The sequence below is a fragment of the Butyrivibrio sp. DSM 10294 genome (assembly GCF_028539135.1).
Lineage (GTDB): Bacteria > Bacillota > Clostridia > Lachnospirales > Lachnospiraceae > Butyrivibrio.
In genome coordinates, this window is sequence record NZ_JANSWL010000088.1 from 408,493 (window position 1) to 422,649 (window position 14,157).

At 44.1% G+C, this 14,157-nt stretch carries 11 protein-coding genes; 1 reads left to right on the forward strand and 10 read right to left on the reverse strand.

Annotated features, from left to right (window positions below; genetic code table 11):
- Positions 1 to 8 precede the first annotated feature (8 nt).
- The 8 genes from rlmH to NXH67_RS17905 form a co-directional block, all read right to left on the reverse strand.
- The gene (gene rlmH / locus NXH67_RS17870; RefSeq protein WP_272798238.1) at positions 9 to 488 is read right to left on the reverse strand and encodes a 23S rRNA (pseudouridine(1915)-N(3))-methyltransferase RlmH; all 480 of its coding nucleotides are present in this window, start codon (positions 486 to 488) and stop codon (positions 9 to 11) included.
- Positions 485 to 1,531, reverse strand: coding sequence for a hypothetical protein (locus tag NXH67_RS17875; RefSeq protein WP_272798239.1), 1,047 nt, complete (start codon positions 1,529 to 1,531; stop codon positions 485 to 487). The genes rlmH and NXH67_RS17875 overlap by 4 nt, the downstream gene beginning before the upstream one ends.
- Positions 1,532 to 1,652: 121 nt before the next feature.
- A complete protein-coding gene (gene gltA / locus NXH67_RS17880) occupies positions 1,653 to 3,038 on the reverse strand; it encodes an NADPH-dependent glutamate synthase (protein WP_022778475.1) in 1,386 nt (461 codons plus the stop codon).
- A gap of 105 nt (positions 3,039 to 3,143) precedes the next feature.
- The gene (locus tag NXH67_RS17885) at positions 3,144 to 4,019 is read right to left on the reverse strand and encodes a sulfide/dihydroorotate dehydrogenase-like FAD/NAD-binding protein (RefSeq protein ID WP_272798240.1); all 876 of its coding nucleotides are present in this window, start codon (positions 4,017 to 4,019) and stop codon (positions 3,144 to 3,146) included.
- Between the two features lie 110 nt (positions 4,020 to 4,129).
- Positions 4,130 to 5,581, reverse strand: a complete 1,452-nt coding sequence (locus NXH67_RS17890; protein WP_272798241.1) for a chitobiase/beta-hexosaminidase C-terminal domain-containing protein — start codon at positions 5,579 to 5,581, stop codon at positions 4,130 to 4,132.
- A gap of 6 nt (positions 5,582 to 5,587) precedes the next feature.
- Positions 5,588 to 6,451 carry a bifunctional methylenetetrahydrofolate dehydrogenase/methenyltetrahydrofolate cyclohydrolase FolD gene (gene folD, locus NXH67_RS17895; RefSeq protein ID WP_022778478.1) on the reverse strand — a complete coding sequence of 288 codons (864 nt, stop codon included), beginning with the start codon at positions 6,449 to 6,451 and terminating at the stop codon, positions 5,588 to 5,590.
- A 41-nt stretch (positions 6,452 to 6,492) separates the two neighbouring features.
- Positions 6,493 to 8,169, reverse strand: a complete 1,677-nt coding sequence (locus NXH67_RS17900) for a formate--tetrahydrofolate ligase (RefSeq protein WP_272798242.1) — start codon at positions 8,167 to 8,169, stop codon at positions 6,493 to 6,495.
- A 50-nt stretch (positions 8,170 to 8,219) separates the two neighbouring features.
- Positions 8,220 to 11,099 (reverse strand): FtsK/SpoIIIE family DNA translocase, encoded by a 2,880-nt coding sequence (locus tag NXH67_RS17905; RefSeq protein WP_272798243.1) that lies wholly within the window; start codon positions 11,097 to 11,099, stop codon positions 8,220 to 8,222.
- Between the two features lie 183 nt (positions 11,100 to 11,282).
- Between NXH67_RS17905 and NXH67_RS17910 the strand changes: the two genes are divergently transcribed.
- Positions 11,283 to 11,876, forward strand: a complete 594-nt coding sequence (locus NXH67_RS17910; RefSeq protein WP_022778481.1) for a hypothetical protein — start codon at positions 11,283 to 11,285, stop codon at positions 11,874 to 11,876.
- Between the two features lie 98 nt (positions 11,877 to 11,974).
- Here the strand turns inward: NXH67_RS17910 and NXH67_RS17915 are convergent, their stop codons facing one another.
- Both NXH67_RS17915 and NXH67_RS17920 read right to left on the reverse strand, forming a co-directional pair.
- Positions 11,975 to 12,778 carry a LytR/AlgR family response regulator transcription factor gene (locus tag NXH67_RS17915; RefSeq protein WP_272798244.1) on the reverse strand — a complete coding sequence of 268 codons (804 nt, stop codon included), beginning with the start codon at positions 12,776 to 12,778 and terminating at the stop codon, positions 11,975 to 11,977.
- Entirely contained in the window at positions 12,759 to 14,075 is a 1,317-nt protein-coding gene (locus NXH67_RS17920; protein WP_272798245.1) for a sensor histidine kinase, read from the reverse strand. Before NXH67_RS17920 ends, NXH67_RS17915 begins: the two co-directional genes overlap by 20 nt.
- Positions 14,076 to 14,157 lie beyond the last annotated feature (82 nt).

The window sequence follows — 14,157 nt, forward strand, 5'->3', positions numbered from 1 at the left end:
ATGGTCCCTTACTTGTGATAAGGCTCCCCACTTATAATCTTATATCCTCTGTAAATCTGCTCCAGCAGAATTACTCTCATCATCTGATGCGGAAAAGTCATGTCGGAAAAGCTGATTTTCCCGTCTGCCCTTGATAAAACGCTGGAATGCAGACCAAGTGACCCGCCTATAACAAATTGAATATGACTGACACCACATATTCCTTTGTTATTTATAAAATCAGAAAAGCTCTCAGAAGAATATTTCTTGCCATCAATCGCAAGTGCGCAGACAAAAGCATGGTCATCAATGTTCTTAAGTATACGCTCCGCCTCTTTTTTCTTGATCTGCTCTTCTATAGCTGCAGGGGCATTGTCCGGAGTCTTCTCATCCGCCACCTCAACTATATTTAACTTGCAGTATCTGGAAAGCCTCTTGGAATACTCAGCGATCGCATCATTCCAATACTTTTCCTTGATCTTACCTACTGTAATTATCGTAATATTCATTTTCTGATCGTTCCACCTGTCAAAAGACCTTTTACCCCAAGATCTTTGTTCTTGGATTTAGCCATATAGAATACGGTTTGTTCCTCTTGTCTTTTCTTAAGAACAGGCATGTTGCCCTTTTTGTCGTCCGACATACCTTCAACTCTCTGAAGGCTTCCGTTCACACATTTGCCAAGCCATTCAGTGCAATTGCCGTTCATATCCACATCGATGATATACATATCTCCGTTGTACAAGCCGCCGACAAAGTTTCCGATTGCGTTCTGCAGATATACATCATCAGAATTCATGTAATCCGGATTGTAGTCGAAATGCTCCTGACCTTCTCCCTCAGGCTTGTCATCCTTCCAACTTCCCGTGTACATATGCTCTGTAACCACATATGTGCTGTATCCAGGGAAAAAACAGAACCATGCGCCTTCACCGGATCGTAGTCCCTGGGACCAGTCGCCATAGTAATACTGATTGTCAGTATATACAGCTAAACCTTTTCCTTCAGGAAGCCCCTGGTCATTCACATCGCCCAGGTAGTAAAAATCAGAAGTTCCCTTGAGGCTGTAGGACATAGCCTCGAACCGATCCAAATGAGCAAGATCTCTTACAGCATCAGTATTTCCATCCTGCCAGTATGTAAGCATCTCCTGGAGCTGAGCCTGCTTGTCATAGGATACATTCTTATAAACATCTTTAAGAAGAGGACCGGTTGTTGCATAAAAGCCGTTACCGGAAACATCTCCCTTAGCGGTCTGAAGATACTCCGAATACTGCACAGTCGATTTGCCTGATGAAGCAGTATCGGCCTCAGAAATTGAATTGTCTGATGAGCTATCAGGATTATCTGATGAGCCTGCGGATGATGCTGTATCTGCTCCCTGATTGCTACCGGATGCATCCATGGAAGCATATTCCACTGTATCGTCCGCCGGTCTTTGATCATCGCCTTTTTTTCTGCCTGAAAGGGCAAGAAAAGGTACGAGAATAAGTAAAATTACAGCTACTATCCCTGCGGTAATAGCCACCTTGATTTGTTCTTCTCTTTCCATAATTCCTCCAAAAACAGTCTAGATAATTATATCATAGATGTCTCTTATGGAATAATAAAAAGCACATTATCCATAGGTTTTCTACAGATAATGTGCTTATATTTCTTAGTTCAAAACGCTATTACTTATTAGAAAGATACTCATCGATACCCTTAGCCGCTGCCTTACCTGCGCCCATTGCAAGGATAACAGTAGCTGCACCAGTAACAGCATCACCACCGGCAAATACACCCTTCTTGGAGGTCTGTCCTGTAGCTTCCTCAGCAACGATGCACTTTCTTCTGTTGATCTCAAGTCCCTGAGTTGTGCTGGAAATAAGAGGGTTAGGTGATGTTCCAAGGGACATGATAACTGCATCGCACTCAATCTCAAACTCAGAACCGGGAACCTCAACAGGACTTCTTCTTCCTGACTCATCGGGCTCTCCAAGTTCCATTCTGATGCAGGTGATGCTCTTAACCCATCCGTTCTCATCCTCATGGATCTCAACAGGGTTGGTGAGAAGGTCAAAAATGATACCCTCTTCCTTAGCATGTCCAACCTCTTCCTTACGTGCAGGGAGCTCTTCCTCACCTCTTCTGTATACTACGTGAACCTCTGCTCCGAGACGAAGAGCTGTTCTTGCAGCATCCATAGCAACGTTACCGCCACCTACAACTACGCACTTTTTGGGTCTCATGATAGGTGTTCTTGAATTCTCATCGAAGGCCTTCATAAGGTTACTTCTTGTAAGGAACTCGTTGGCTGAAAATACACCCATAGCCTGCTCACCGGGGATATTCATGAATCTGGGAAGTCCGGCACCTGATCCGATAAATACAGCCTCAAAGCCTTCCTTCTCCATAAGATCGTCTACAGTAACGCTCTTACCGATAACTACGTCGGTCTCAAGCTTAACACCAAGCTTCTTAACGTTCTCAATCTCTTTCTTAACTACTGCGTCCTTAGGAAGACGGAACTCGGGAATACCATATACAAGTACGCCGCCTGCCTCATGAAGAGCCTCGAAGATTGTTACATCATAGCCCATCTTGGCAAGATCGCCTGCACAGGTAAGTCCTGAAGGACCTGAACCGATAATGGCTACCTTCTTGTTCTTCTTCTCCTTAGCGCCCTCGGGAACTACACCCATCTCTCTTGCAGTATCAGCAACATATCTCTCAAGCTTACCGATTGAAACGGCATCACCCTTAATTCCTCTTACGCACTGTCCCTCACACTGGCTTTCCTGAGGACATACACGTCCGCAGACAGCAGGAAGTGCACTGGACTTACTTATTGTCTGATAAGCGCCTTCTACATCACCCTCTTTTACCTGCTGGATAAATGCGGGGATGTCGATTGATACGGGACAACCCTGAACACATTTGGGGTTCTTGCAGTTAAGGCATCTTGTAGCTTCTTTTTCGGCTTCTTCTTTATTATAGCCAAGGCATACTTCCTTGAAGTTGGTTGCACGCTCTTTGGCATCCTGCTCTCTGACAGGAACTCTTACAAATCCATCCATCTATATAATCTCCTATCTGAATCTTCTTTTCTCATGTTTATTCGGTCTTCAAGGTCACATAAGCTCCAGCGCAAGCGCGGATCTATGTGACTTTGAATTCCTATATCATGTACAGTTGCCGCATCCGCCATGATGTGTCTTGCCTTCCTGAGCCTTGAGGTAAAGTCTGCCCTCTTCGGTCTTGTAGAGTTTCATACGGTTCATGGCCTGATCAAAATCAACCTTGTGTCCGTCAAACTCAGGGCCGTCTACACATGCAAACTTAACCTGCCCGTCAACAGTAAGACGGCAGGCACCGCACATTCCGGTTCCGTCTACCATGATAGGATTCATGCTGACAATAGTATGAATTCCAAGCTCCTTTGTGAGCTTGCATACGAATTTCATCATGATCATAGGTCCGATAGCTACGCAGTGATCATACTTGTTGCCTTCATCCCAAAGATCCTGAAGAGCCTTGGTAACCATACCGCTTCTTCCATATGAACCGTCATCTGTTGTGATATGAAGGTTACAAACAGATTTGAATCTGTCCTCCATTATTACAAGATCCTTGGTCTTGGCTCCGATAATAACATCACAGTCCACACCGTGCTCCTTAAGCCATTTAGCCTGAGGATAAACAGGAGCTGTTCCAACACCGCCTGCGATGAATACGATTTTCTTTTTCTTGAGTTCATCTATGCTCTCTTCGCAAAGATCCGAAGGCTTACCCAAAGGTCCTACAACATCGGCAAGCTCATCGCCGGCCTTGAGTTTGGACAGTTCGTAAGTCTCAGCTCCAATAGCCTGAACTACAATCTCTACAGTTCCCTTCTCTCTGTCATAATCGCAAATTGTAAGCGGGATTCTCTCTCCATCTTCATCAACGCGAATAATAAGGAACTGGCCCGGTAAACACGCACTTGCCACACGCGGAGCTTCAACAATCATCTGAAAAATGTTCGTAGTAAGCTCGTTTGCCTCTAAAATCTTGAACATAGTAATCCTCCTACATTGTAATTTCATACTTTTTTCATATTAAACGAAGCCGAATAGAAATTCAATCTTTATTTCTTTAAATCATTAAAGTATCAAAAAAATTTCACAAATCATCGATTCGAAATTGTTATCAGCGTATACTTGCCACTGGAGTCGTAGCCTAGTCTATTGACAGTTCCGTCGTGGGTATTTACCGCATAAATAAGACCCGTTGGCACCGTCGTACCATCATTGAGAACATGATTCTCAACAACCATATAGTACTCTCCGGCTCCTTCTATCTCGATATCGGATGTATAAATATACTCATTATGGCCTTCCTGACCACGAACCTTGCCTCCGGCATCAAGAAGAATATCAAGTCTTACCAAAGTGTTAACCAGCATATTTACAGCCTGCTCTGTGGAAACAAGGCGGGTGTAAATCAGGTGATAATCTCTTTCAACAATATCACTGCTGTTACCCTCTGCATCAAATGCAGCAAATTTAAAATGTGAAGTACCAACAGGCATTGTGATCGGAGACACGTACTGAATACCCTCTTCCATTGTGGGATCAGAGCCATCGGTTGTATAAAAAATTGTGAGTCCGGCGTCGCATACAGCGACGATCCTTGTATTCTGATTGTATTCCCCGCTGGCTTCCAGAATATCCGGATCCTTTGGTTTGCCTCTCTCAATTACAAACTTGTTCTCTATTACAGCACTTGCAATGCCATAGTCATTGATGGCCACTGTTTTGACTACATATTCACCCTCAATATCAAGAATGATCTCGTTCTCATAAGCAATGCTCTCTGCATCCGGATCCTGTCCGTTGACTGTGTAATATATCTTGTCGGAAGATCCGTCATTCATGAATACCGATACTGAAACGCTGTCATCAAAGTTTCCTCCTGCCGGAGCCATGACCGGAGAATGAGGAACGTATTTATCCTTAAGAGCCATCACCACCGGATCTGTACTTTCGCTAAACAGTGCTGCGATCTTGTCTGATTCACCGCTCTGACTGTATATTGAAATTATGCTCTCATAGGCATTGTTAATCTTGTCTTCCGTAAAAGCGGCTGAATTAATAATAAGCTGTAAAGCCTCAACAGCCTTATCATTTTCCCCATTCTCAAGATAATAATCTGATAATCTGAAAATTATATCTGAATTGGTAGGGTTTTCAGCGTTACCTTTCACAAGATACTCAATTGCTGCATCAAGATTGCCGGCATTACGGGCTGCTTCAGCCTCTTTCATGTACTTGGCAGCTGAGCCCTGATTCAAAAGTCCGTAGACGAAAATGCCCGCAGCTATCAGTAAAACTGCTGCAAAGACAGCATAAAAGATAAAGCGCCTGCCATAAAGGTTTTTGAGAAAAGCTATCCTCTTTTCCTTATTTTCCCTCTTAAGACGCTCCTCTTTGTTGAGCTCCTCTGCAACTCCTGAAAGAGTGGCATTTATTTCGTTTTCAACTTCAGGTTCAAAATCCGGGACAAAATTAATCTCCGTACCACAGCTGTCGCAGTACATATGTCCTTCAGGTATTTCGAGTCCGCAATTGGGGCATTTCATCTGATATCATTTCCTCTTAGAATGCATAATTGCTGCTTCATAGCAGTTATTCATCAGCATTGCGATGGTCATAGGTCCTACGCCGCCGGGAACCGGAGTAATATACCCCGCAACCTCCTTGGCACCTTCGAAGTCCACATCACCGCATAATTTTCCATCTTCATTTCTGTTGATGCCAACATCAATTACTACAGCGCCTTCTTTGATGTAGTCAGCCTTGATCATCTTGGCCTTGCCGACAGCTGCAATAAGAATATCCGCTCTCTTGCACACCTCTTTAAGGTCAGCCGTTCTTGAGTGAGCCACTGTAACTGTGGCATTCTCTCTAAGCATCAAAAGTGACATTGGCTTACCCACAATATTGGATCTTCCTACTATCACACACTCTTTTCCTGATATATCAATGTCCTTACAGCCTCTCTTAAGAAGCTGAATGACGCCTGCAGGTGTGCATGATACGAAGCCCTCCTCACCGATGCAAAGTGCTCCGACATTCATAGGATGGAATCCGTCAACATCCTTGGTGGGGGCAATGGCATCGATGACTGTCTTTTCATCGATATGTTTGGGAAGAGGCATCTGAACAAGAATTCCGTCCACCTCTTCCTTGTTGTTAAGTTCATCTATAAGCTTAAGAAGCTCTTCCTGAGTGGTCTCCTTGGGAAGTTCATAGGAAAGGGAATTGAATCCGATGTACTCGCAGGCCTTTTTCTTATTTCTGACATAAACCTGTGATGCGGGATCCTCACCCACAAGGATAACTGCCAAAGTAACCTCTGTACCCTGCTGCTTCAAAAGAGCTGTCTTCTCCTTTAACTCATCCTTGATCTGCTGTGATATTGCTTTTCCGTCAATTAACTGCGCGCTCATGGTATCCTCCGTAATATTCCTGATATCTCATCCGTGATTATTTAGAACAGCCCCGTTATCTTGCCCTCATCATTTACATCAATGTTGAATGCGGCAGGAGTCTTGGGAAGTCCGGGCATTGTCATAATAGTTCCTGTAAGAGCTACGACAAAACCTGCTCCGGCGGAAACATATACTTCACGAACCTGAATATTATAATCCTTAGGTCTTCCGAGAAGTGTAGGATCATCAGAAAGTGAGTACTGAGTCTTAGCCATACAAACAGGCAGCTTACCAAAGCCCATCTCTTCTATCTTGTCCAGCTGCTTAAGTGCAGAGCCGGCGAACTGTACTCCATCAGCGCCGTATATCTCTTTGGCAACTGTAGTAATCTTATCCTTAAGTGACAGCTCATCGGGATAAATAGGTGTGAAGTTGCTCTCTTTGGTCTCAAGTGTAGCAATAACCTCTTTTGCGAGAGCTTCTCCGCCTTCGCCGCCCTTAGCCCAAACCTCTGAAAGAGCGAACTTGCAGTCTCTCTCCTCGCAGAACTTTCTTACATACTCTGTTTCAGCCTCGGTATCTGTAAGGAAGGAGTTAAGTGTTACAACAACAGGAACTTTATATTTCTGAATGTTTTCAATGTGCTTTTCAAGATTTACGATGCCCTTTTTAAGCGCATCAAGGTTCTCGGTTCCAAGGTCGCTCTTAGGAACGCCGCCGTTATACTTAAGAGCTCTGATGGTTGCCACAAGAACAACAGCATCAGGCTTAAGACCTGCCATTCTGCACTTGATATCAAAGAATTTCTCTGCGCCAAGGTCAGCGCCAAACCCTGCCTCAGTTACGCAATAATCTGCCATTCCGAGAGCCAGTTTGGTTGCTCTTACAGAATTACAACCGTGAGCGATATTGGCGAAAGGTCCGCCGTGAATAAGAACCGGGTTATTTTCAAGGGTCTGAACAAGATTAGGCTTGATTGCATCCTTAAGAAGAGCCGCCATAGCTCCGACAGCATTGAGATCACCTGCTGTAACAGGCTTACCGTCTCTGGTGTAAGCAACTATGATCTTGCTAAGCCTCTCCTTGAGATCATTCATATCCTTAGCAAGGCACAGGATTGCCATGGTCTCAGTTGCAACAGTTATAACGAAATGGTCCTCTCTGGGAACACCGTCTGCCTTGGCTCCAAGGCCCACAACGATATTTCTGAGAGCTCTGTCGTTCATATCTTCACATCTCTTCCAGATTACCTGTCTGGTATCGATTTCCAACTGATTGCCCTGCTGGATATGGTTATCCAAAAGAGCAGCCAAAAGATTGGTGGCTGATGTGATAGCGTGAAAATCACCTGTAAAATGAAGATTGATATCTTCCATAGGAACAACCTGGGCATATCCGCCTCCACAGGCTCCTCCTTTTATTCCGAAACAAGGTCCCAGGGATGGCTCTCTAAGAGCAAGAACAGTCTTATAGCCCAGTCTGTTCATAGCATCTCCCAGTCCGATACTGGTTGTGGTCTTACCTTCCCCCGCAGGAGTAGGATTGATGGCGGTTACAAGAATAAGCTTGCCCTTCTTGTTTCCTTCAGCCTTTTTAAGATATTCTTCGGTAAGCTTAGCCTTGTACTTACCGTAGAATTCAAGGTCGTCTTCAACAATTCCGACTTTCTGTGCCACATCTCTGATGTGGAGCATCTTCGCTTCCTGAGCGATCTCGATATCACTTTTTACAGCCATAGGTCTCTCCATTTCCGCAGAATTAACTGCTTTGCTCTTCCCATATACAATTAAACAACATCTGACTCAGTCCCGTTAACATAAGCATCGAATTCTGCTTTGGTCATAAGAACCTTCCTTGGCTTGGTGCCTTCCTCGTCCCCCACGACTCCGGCTTCGCAGAGCTGATCCATGATCCTGGCCGCTCTGTTAAAGCCAATTTTGAAGACTCTCTGCAGCATTCCGATGGAAGCTTTTTCCTTTTCGATGATTATATTTCCAGCCTGAACGAAATATTCGTCAAGCTCTGAGCCTGAATCGCCGCCTGCAGAACCTGAAGAACCTCCGCCAAAGCTCTGCATGCTGTTAATCTGTTGTTCAACATCTTCGCCATAGGAAACATCAATCTTCTGATTCCTAAGGAAATCTGTGACTGCCTGTACCTCTTTATCCGAAACAAATGCGCCTTGTACTCTGGCAGGCTTGGTATAGCCCTGCGGATAAAAGAGCATATCACCCTTACCAAGAAGCTTCTCGGCGCCGTTGATATCAAGGATTGTTCTGGAATCCACACCGCTTGATACCGCAAATGCCACACGGCTGGGCATATTGGCCTTGATAAGACCTGTGATAACGTCCACGGAAGGACGCTGCGTAGCAATAATAAGATGGATACCTGCTGCTCTTGCCAGCTGAGTAAGTCTGCAGATGGCATCCTCAACTTCATTTGCGGATACCATCATAAGATCTGCAAGCTCGTCAACGATAACAACCAGCTGAGGAAGAACAGTCATGTTGGGATCATCACTACTCTCTGCTATCTTGTTATAGCCCTTAAGGTCTCTGACACCGGAATCGGCAAATTTCTTGTATCTGTTGGTCATCTCGGCAACAGCCCAGTTAAGCGCTGCCGCAGCCTTCTTGGGATCTGTAACTACAGGTATCATAAGATGCGGTATGCCGTTATATACCGAGAGTTCAACAATCTTAGGATCGATCATGATCATCTGAACTTCTTCGGGCTTAGCCTTGTAAATAAGGCTCATGATGATGGTATTGATACAAACCGACTTACCTGAACCTGTCGCACCTGCAATAAGAAGGTGAGGCATCTTGGCGATATCTGTAACGACAGTCTTACCGGCTATATCCTTACCCACTGCAAAAGCAAGCTTGGAATCAAAATTCTTGAATTCAGGAGATTCCAAAAGGTCGCGGAATGCAACCATTGTGTTTTCCTTGTTGGGAACCTCGATTCCAACAGCGGCTTTGCCGGGAATAGGCGCCTCAATACGTATATCCTTGGCTGCGAGATTCATCTTGATGTCATCTGCCAGTCCAACGATCTTGTTTACTCTTACTCCTGCCTCCGGCTGAAGCTCAAATCTAGTAACTGCAGGTCCCTGGCTGATATCTGTTACGGTTACATTGACGCCGAAGGTCTTAAGAGTATCCTGCAGCTTAAGTGCTGTTTCTTTGAGCTGTCTTGCAGAATCTGAATTCTTGTTTCTGCTACCTTTTTCAAGAAGAGATACGGGAGGAAAAACGTATTTCTTAGGAATCTTCCTCTTATGTTCCTCAATCTCCTGCTCCATTCCGGGGCTGGTGGTATGAGGTCCTGCAGTACCGCTAAGGGCCTGCTGCGTAGCTGATGAAGGTGCTGAGCCATCGATCTTGGAAGATGCATTTGGATTCCTTGAAATATGATCCTGTGCATGAATGACATAATCACCATTCATGCCATTCCCCAGATCTTCTGCATGGATAGGCACATCCGGCAGTATATCCTCATGATTGTCCTCTGCCCTTAGTGTAGCTACGGGCTTAACAGACTTAATCTGCCTGATCTTGGAGTCAACAGGCTCTGCATCATGCTCCTCCCCTTCATAGGAAGGTGTCTCCTGAACCTCATCATCCTCCTCATCAGAGTAGTCATCATCATAACCCATTCCGTGGATCACCGGACCTGTTCTCAGAACTCTCTGTCCATCAGGCTCAACGTCTGTCTCTATACCCTTATTCAGAATAATCTCATGAATATCGTCGTGAATTTCCTCGTCAGGAATAAATACTCTTTCGTTCTTGTCGGAGTTCTTATCTCTGCGCTCTTTCTCCCAGGCTTCGAACTCATCCTCGGACTCATCATCTTTCTCAAGAGCTGTGTCTATCATTACTCCGCTGACTTTTTTCTCCATGCGGAGGATCTTCTCATCCTCTTTCTGCTCGATGGCAAGACGTTTCTCTTCTTCTATCTGAGCTCGTCTCTCCTCCATCTTCTCTCTGCGTCGCTCAGCATAATCACGGTAGTTCTCAGCCTCTTCTCTGGTCTTGTCAATAATGCGTCTGCCATGCTTCTTGATACCACCAACGAAAGAATGCTGTGTAAATACCACAAGACTTGCAACTCCCAGAAGGAATATCAAGAGAAGACTTCCTGCCAGAGAAAGATATTTGTAGCATACATAAGCAAGGGATCCCGAGAAGAATCCTCCTCCGTTGTGCGCCATTCTGGCTGCGCCGTAAATAGCCGCAATATCATACCTCTCTGCATTCTGAGGTCGTCCTGTTATCAGTTCCAGTATAATTCCTATTAAAAAGAACAGAACAACACCTGAAACAATCTTCCTGATGGAAGCATTGGAGCCGAAATTGGCGATACCGATAAGCACGCCTCCCAGCATCACAATAGGTGCCACGTAAGCCGTAAAGCCGAATAATCCAAATAAAATGTCACTAAGAAAATTGCCGAATTTGCCGCAGATCCTGAAATTACACAGGAACAGAAAAATAGTAAGCGCGATCATCGCAATGGTTATGATCTCGCTCTTTAAAGAATAATCAAACTCCTCATCAGCCATTCTGGCTCTCTGAGCCTTGGCTCTTGATGTTCTGGCTGACCCTGAGCTCTTCCTGCTGTTTTTAGTTCCCCTTTTATTACTATTTGAAGCCATGTTTTCCCCATTAACAAAACTTATTTTAGTTCAAATAAAACTTATACAAAACTCAATATAGTATATCATTTTTGACCCCTTTATGCTATACTATCTACTGATTTTGAAGCATGAATTAGCTTTATACGCCGTAAAACGGCTATGGATAACATTTTAACATGTATTTATGAACAAGGAGGCAAAATGGAGTTCACACAGGAATTAGACACCGGTCTGTTCAAGATGATCGGCAATACAGAAACTTCTTTAAAGATCAGAGACGTAGCTGAAAAGTGCCGTCTCGTTAAGACAGAGCATGGAATCAAGGTTGAGATGACCTACACCGGCCCCAACGCCAGCAAATATATGCAGTACATCGAGAAGAACAAGGAAGAGCTTACCAAGTATCTTATGAATCCCGATGAGGCAGACCTCTATGAGTGGATGGAGCAGTCACACCAGACCGCCATCACCCTCAAGAAGCACGAGAAAGAGAAACTCATCATCTACGTTAACTACGATCCCGAGACCCGCTCAGCTATGACAGGTATCGCCGATGAGAATGTTACCATGAAGCTGGGTGCTCCTCTTATGGAGATCAACATCGACGAGCTCACAAGAGACCAGTTCAAGCTCAAGATCTACAACATGCTCCTTCTTGCAGATGAGATTGCAGTACTTATGGGCAACGCAGAGCTTCGCAAGATGGCCAACATCCAGATCGTTAAGACCTATCTCTCACAGCTCTATGACAAGTATCATGAGAAGGATAACGAGGATTTTAATATTTTCAACTAAATTAATCATGAATAATCGAGTATGCTGACTCCTAGTCGATTTCGCACACGAACAAAAGAGGTTATACCTGCTACGGTATAGCCTCTTATTTTTCATTTCTATTCATTCTTAAACATCAGCGTTCCCAGCGTATTCTCCGCCCAGGAATACTGGGACATATACTCTCCTCTGAAAGAATTGATAGCTGCGGGATTATCCTTTTTATACTCATAGTAATCGCAGTCTATCTGTGATACGTCAAGGCCTATGGCACCATACTTTCTGATGATAACGTCCTTACATTTCAGCTCAGTGAACACCTTTATAAGATCGCTGATCATATTTCTGATATAAGATTTGTGGTCTGCTCTCTCTTCCGACTCCTCGAAAATACCTTCCTCAAGCTCAGAAATTGAGCACATTCCGTCCCTGTCTATAAGATATGCAAGCAGTTCCTTGGTTTTTACGTAATGGAAATTGACGGGTGTACCATTAACATACACTTCAAAAGTGCCGAAAGCCCTCACTCTGACTGCCTTTGATCCCAACATCTCAAAATGGGGCGGGTACCTTAAATTCTCAATTTCGGTCCTCAGCATCTTTTCTGTCACAGGTTTCATAAGATAGCCACTGGCCCTAAGCTTGGTAAAAGCTTCTTCCAGATATTCGCTATATCCTGTTGTGAAGATGATATTTACTTTGGGATTGACGCTCTCTTTGATTTCCTTAGCCAGCTTCATCCCATCCATTCCCGGCATATCAATGTCGAGAAAAACAATGTCGGGATTAATATCTTTTGCAATGTTCAGAGCTTCCACCGAATCAGTGGATCTTGTTATCTCAGCGTCCTCAATTACCTCGCATATCGTATTGCACAGAGTTTTCACTGCAAGTTCTTCGTTATCAACCACCATTATTTTCATCTTTGTTTTCTCCCTTAATCTCGAGGGTCACCACCGTTCCTTTTCCGGGCTGACTCTCAATTTTAAGATCGCCGCCGCACATATTCCGCAGCCTGTAAGCCGTGCTGTACAGGCCTACGTGGCGCTTTCCGTTTGAATCTGTCGTCAGTTCCGTTAACGAAATCTTACTTGCATCAAATCCATCACCTGTATCGCTTACAGTTACATAATAACCGCTGCTCCCCTTCCCGGATCTTATGCTTATGCTTCCGCCCCGGTTTTTCTTTTCCACCGCATAGTTTATGGCGTTCTCAACCACCGTCATCAGCGCAAGGGGTGGAATTTTGAAATCCACTGCATTTATATCATATTCGACATGGATCTTATCTCCAAATCTGATGGCCTCAATGGAAAGATAGTCTTTTACATGTTCAAGCTCTTTTTCAAAAGGAATCAGACGATGATTATCGATATCAATAAGATTTGTTCGAAGATACCCTGCAAACAAAGAGATAGCGTGCTTAGCCTCAACCTGTGATATGTCCACAAGCGAATAAATACTGTTGAGCACATTGTAAATAAAATGAGGCTTTAGCCTGCTGGTGACAAGATCTGCCTGCATTCTTGAAATCTCAGCCTGATGCTGCATGGAAAGAAGATCTCTTGCCACCTGAATAAAGCTGTGTATGAATGCAACAGAAAGTGTAACCAACAGTGGCATGATAGTAACATCCTTGATAACACCCTTAAGAAACGAGCCTATAAGCGGAACAAAAATAAACATCGTAAAGCCGATTCTCTCACGATGATTAAAATATTTCCATCGTCTTATCAGGATAACGATTGCAAGAGCGCACGTTACATATCCGCCTACCTGTCCAATTATATATAGTGAGTCATATCCGATAGAATCAGCATTTTGAGTATAAATGCCTCCCACAAAATCCGTCACAAGCCAAAAAAGGCCGTATACTCCGCTGATGATCCCCCCTGCCAGGGCAGCTATACTTATTTTGGAATCTGCTTTTTCATAGGAATCCAGATAGAGAATAAAAAAGCCAAGGACCCCAAAATATGACAGATCACTAACTCCTGCCAGAAATGCTTCAAGCCATTTATGGGTCTCATAAAAAGAGACATTATACAGAACAAGGTTATCTGCAGCGCCGGCAAAAAGCATTATTATGTCGCTTAACATCATCATAAAGAAGATGTTAAGGCTTTTTGTTTTGCTGTATCCCGCTTTTACATTTCCCTGAAGTATTATCAGCATCATAATTGCAGCAAACAGCTGCAGATAAAAATTTAAATACGCCATGTATTAAAATCGCTCTTTCTCCTGCAAACGAATAACACCGATGATTTATAGAATAATTATACTATAAATCATCGGTGTTACA

Coding starts and splice junctions, on each gene's coding strand:
- NXH67_RS17910 (WP_022778481.1), top strand. CDS start 11,283: ATGGAGTTCACACAGGAATTAGACACCGGTCTGTTCAAGATGATCGGC.
- NXH67_RS17905 (WP_272798243.1), bottom strand. CDS start 11,099: ATGGCTTCAAATAGTAATAAAAGGGGAACTAAAAACAGCAGGAAGAGC.
- NXH67_RS17920 (WP_272798245.1), bottom strand. CDS start 14,075: ATGGCGTATTTAAATTTTTATCTGCAGCTGTTTGCTGCAATTATGATG.
- NXH67_RS17885 (WP_272798240.1), bottom strand. CDS start 4,019: ATGTTCAAGATTTTAGAGGCAAACGAGCTTACTACGAACATTTTTCAG.
- NXH67_RS17890 (WP_272798241.1), bottom strand. CDS start 5,581: ATGAAATGCCCCAATTGCGGACTCGAAATACCTGAAGGACATATGTAC.
- NXH67_RS17875 (WP_272798239.1), bottom strand. CDS start 1,531: ATGGAAAGAGAAGAACAAATCAAGGTGGCTATTACCGCAGGGATAGTA.
- NXH67_RS17900 (WP_272798242.1), bottom strand. CDS start 8,169: ATGGCTGTAAAAAGTGATATCGAGATCGCTCAGGAAGCGAAGATGCTC.
- rlmH (WP_272798238.1), bottom strand. CDS start 488: ATGAATATTACGATAATTACAGTAGGTAAGATCAAGGAAAAGTATTGG.
- gltA (WP_022778475.1), bottom strand. CDS start 3,038: ATGGATGGATTTGTAAGAGTTCCTGTCAGAGAGCAGGATGCCAAAGAG.
- folD (WP_022778478.1), bottom strand. CDS start 6,451: ATGAGCGCGCAGTTAATTGACGGAAAAGCAATATCACAGCAGATCAAG.
- NXH67_RS17915 (WP_272798244.1), bottom strand. CDS start 12,778: ATGAAAATAATGGTGGTTGATAACGAAGAACTTGCAGTGAAAACTCTG.